This is a genomic window from Methanoregula sp. (genome assembly GCF_002835825.1).
In the GTDB taxonomy this organism is placed as follows: Archaea; Halobacteriota; Methanomicrobia; order Methanomicrobiales; family Methanospirillaceae; genus Methanoregula.
Genome location: NZ_PIZH01000238.1, coordinates 1 through 3555, shown reverse-complemented (window position 1 = coordinate 3555; position 3555 = coordinate 1). Strand labels below are relative to the sequence as shown.

The 3555-nt window shown below is 57.9% G+C and carries 4 protein-coding genes; 2 read left to right on the top strand and 2 right to left on the bottom strand.

Annotated features, from left to right (window positions below; genetic code table 11):
- Positions 1 to 210: 210 nt before the first annotated feature.
- On the bottom strand, positions 211 to 837 hold the full coding sequence (gene tmk / locus CW742_RS08950; protein ID WP_292419365.1) for a dTMP kinase: 627 nt from the start codon (positions 835 to 837) through the stop codon (positions 211 to 213).
- Between the two features lie 5 nt (positions 838 to 842).
- A complete protein-coding gene (locus CW742_RS08945; protein ID WP_292419363.1) occupies positions 843 to 1514 on the bottom strand; it encodes a HisA/HisF-related TIM barrel protein in 672 nt (223 codons plus the stop codon).
- Between the two features lie 45 nt (positions 1515 to 1559).
- Here CW742_RS08945 and CW742_RS08940 point away from each other — a divergent pair, with 45 nt between their 5' ends.
- Together CW742_RS08940 and guaB are read left to right on the top strand one after the other, a co-directional pair.
- On the top strand, positions 1560 to 2246 hold the full coding sequence (locus CW742_RS08940) for a (5-formylfuran-3-yl)methyl phosphate synthase (RefSeq protein ID WP_292419360.1): 687 nt from the start codon (positions 1560 to 1562) through the stop codon (positions 2244 to 2246).
- Positions 2247 to 2251: 5 nt separating this feature from the next.
- The coding region (gene guaB, locus CW742_RS08935; protein ID WP_292419357.1) for an IMP dehydrogenase at positions 2252 to 3555 on the top strand (1304 nt) is incomplete at its 3' end.

The following is a 3555-nucleotide window of genomic DNA, read 5'->3' as shown; positions in this document are numbered from 1 at the left end:
TCAAAATCGTGCGTGAAAATTTTCACACGCGATCCGGTTGATCGTCCGGACCGCTCACGCCGGAGCCACCAAAATATTGTAGGTTGTACAATAGTTTTGTAGGTTAATTAACCTACAATCGCTTCACTAACTTACAACAAATTTTCACTATGAAAAATTTTCATCGCGATCTGTTGAAAAAAAAATCCGGAAAAATCCAGAAAAACCTGCTCACTTCTTCCTTACCTTCCGCTTCTTCATCCCCGCTTCCCATTCCACCCGGATCGCATCCGCCACAAACGTCGCCACAGTCTCCTGCGACAACAGGGCATCCACAATCACAAACCGCTCCGGTTCCGCCCGAGCATAGGAAAGATAATTATTCTGAACCTTCTCCAGCGTCTCCCGCTTCTCGAAATGCTCCCGCTCTGAATCCGGCTTGAGCCGGGTCAGCGCTTCATCTATCGGCAACACACAAAGGAATGTCTTATCCGGCACAATCGTCCACCCATTGTGCATCGCCCGCAACCATTCCTCCGGTTTCGGTACAATGCCCTGCAGGGTCACAGACTGGTAGGCATAACGGCTGTCGCTGTACCGGTCGGAGATGACAAGCCGGCCTTCCGCAAGTGCCGGCCGGACAACCTTCGCAAGATGGGCTGCATGGTCAGCAACGAAAAGCGTGGCCTCTGTGATCGGATCGGTCTGCTCTTTTATCGCACGCCGTACCTGATCACCCACCCAGGTCGCTCCCGGCTCCCGAGTCATGAGAGGGTCGAGATCGGCAAGCAAATCCTTGAGCGATCCGTGGAGCATGCTCTTCCCACTCCCGTCTATTCCTTCCAGCGTGATCAACATGCCCGTTAGCATACCCGGCCCCTCCGGATCCAGTCAACCGGGATTTTTCCATGATGCAGCGCTGTGGCGATGATTGCGCCATCGAACCCGGCATCACAGAGCATCGCGATGTCGTCCTGCGATGCAACGCCGCCGCCCCAGAACAATTTCCGGTGATACGCGGCCCGCATCGAATCGAGCATTGCCGGATCGAGTCCGGTCTCGGTTCCCACGGCGCTGATGTTGAGGATGATACACCCGTCAAATTTCCAGCCGTTTGCCTCCCGGAGGAAATCGACCGGGTCACGACCCGAGGGGATGACGCGACCGGCTTTGATATCGAGGCTCAGGAAACCGCCGGAATAGCATGAGAGGTCGCTCCCCCCGGTTTCAGTCCCCGTGATGTTCGTGATGTGGTACCCGTCGAGCAGGTCATCCGGTCCCCGGCACCCGCGGTCAATGTAACACCGGTGCACCAGGGATGCGCACTGCCGGACAATGGTATCATGCGAACCGGTCCCGGTAATGCGGTCAAGGTCCGCAATATAGATGGAACGCGGCCGGATGGCCCGGACGAATCCGGCCGGATCCGCCGTCGGAGAACAGCCCCAGTCGAGCGGTTTGTAACGCTCCCGCTGCCCGGATTTGCCGTGCACGACCAGATTCTCTTTCAAATCCATTGCAAGGACCAGTTCCATAGACGAACCCAAAACCACTATTATGTCAAAAGATCATTAAATCTTATGCAATTGTTGGTCAGCCCCAGCTCCATCGACGAGGCAAGGCACTCGGTCGCCGCTGACATCATCGACGTCAAAAAACCATCCGAAGGCTCGCTCGGCGCAAACTATCCCTGGGTGATCCGTGAGATCAAGGAATTCGCCCGGAAGCCCGTAAGCGCAGCCATCGGGGATTTCGATTACAAGCCCGGCGGCGCTGCCCTTACCGCGTACGGCGCTGCCTGTGCCGGGGCTGACTATGTCAAGATCGGGCTTGCGTTCGAGGGAAAGGAACAGGCCCGTGAGGTTATCTCCGCGGTTGTCCGGGCCGTGAAAGAGCCGTTCCCGAGAAAGTTCGTGGTCATCGCCGCATATTCCGACCATGAACGGATGCACACCATCTCCCCGTTCGACATGGCTCCCATTGCCGCGGACTGCGGGGCCGACTTTGCCATGGTCGACACCGGCATCAAGGACCGGCAGAGCACGTTCGCTTTCATGGACGAGAAAGCGCTTGCCCATTTCACAGAACAAAACCGGGACCTCGGCCTTGGCACCGCCCTTGCCGGTGCCCTGAAGTTCGAGGACATGGAAGCACTCAAGCGGATCAACCCCGAGATCATAGGGGTCCGGGGAATGGTCTGCGGCGGCGACCGGAATGCAACGGTTCGTGAAGACCTGATCAACAAGGCGCTTGCGCTGATCCGGTGATGATCATGTTTGTGGAAAAACTGGAAGTCCCCCTCTCCTTAACCTTTGACGATGTCCTGCTGGAACCTCAGGCATCGTGGGTAGAACCCTCTGAGACTGACACACGCTCGCGGTTCTCGAAGAATATCAATGTCAATATGCCGCTCGTATCCGCTGCAATGGATACCGTGACCGAAGCGAGGATGGCCATCACGCTTGCCCGCCTTGGCGGCATCGGTGTCATCCACCGGAACATGACGCCCGAGCACGAGATGCAGGAGGTTGTTGCCGTCAAGCAGGCCGAAGAACTGATCGAGCGCGATGTCCTGTACGTCGAGGACACGGCAACAGTCTCGGATGCAGAGCACCTGATGCACCAGTACAATATTGGCGGCGTGCCGGTTGTTGACAAGGGGAAGATCATCGGCATCGTGAGCCGTCGCGATGTGCGAGCTATCGTGCAGAAGAGCGGCAGCGAGAATATCACCACCATCATGACAAAGAAGCCGATCGTTGGCGGAGAGGACATCACTGCCGAGAAAGCCCTTGAGATCATGTATACGAACAAGGTGGAGCGGCTCCCCATTGTCAATGACAAAGGCAGACTGATCGGTATCGTCACCATGCAGGATATCCTGGAAAAACGCCAGTACCCGCTTGCCTGCCGGGACAAGAAAGGCAACCTCCGTGTTGCTGCAGCAGTTGGCCCGTTCGACTTTGCCCGTGCCGAACTCCTGGACCAGAACGGGGCAGACGCCCTTGTCGTGGACTGCGCCCACGGCCATAACATGAAGGTGGTTGCTGCCGTGAAGGAGATCAAGGGCAGCGTGAAGGCCGAGGTGGTTGCCGGGAACATCGCGGCAAAGGAGGCGGCAGCGGCACTGCTTGACGCAGGTGTCGACGGCATCAAGGTGGGCATCGGTCCGGGTTCCATCTGCACAACCCGCATTGTTGCCGGGACCGGCGTCCCGCAGATCACCGCCGTTGCGCAGGTTGCGGAGATTGCCCATGAGGCAGGCATCCCGATCATCTCGGACGGGGGCATCCGGTTCAGCGGCGATGTTGCAAAAGCCATTGCGGCCGGGGCAGACACGGTGATGATGGGCAGCATGTTTGCGGGTACCGACGAGTCGCCCGGTAAAGTCATTACCATGAACGGCCGGAGCTACAAGCAGTACCGCGGGATGGGGTCCCACGGCGTAATGAGCAGCGGGCAGTCAAGCGACCGGTGCTTCTCGAAAAAGGAGATCGGGGCGACCAAGTTCGTGCCGGAAGGCGGCGATGTGGGTACGCCACTACGCGGACCCGTTGGGGACGAAGTAGTCCAGCA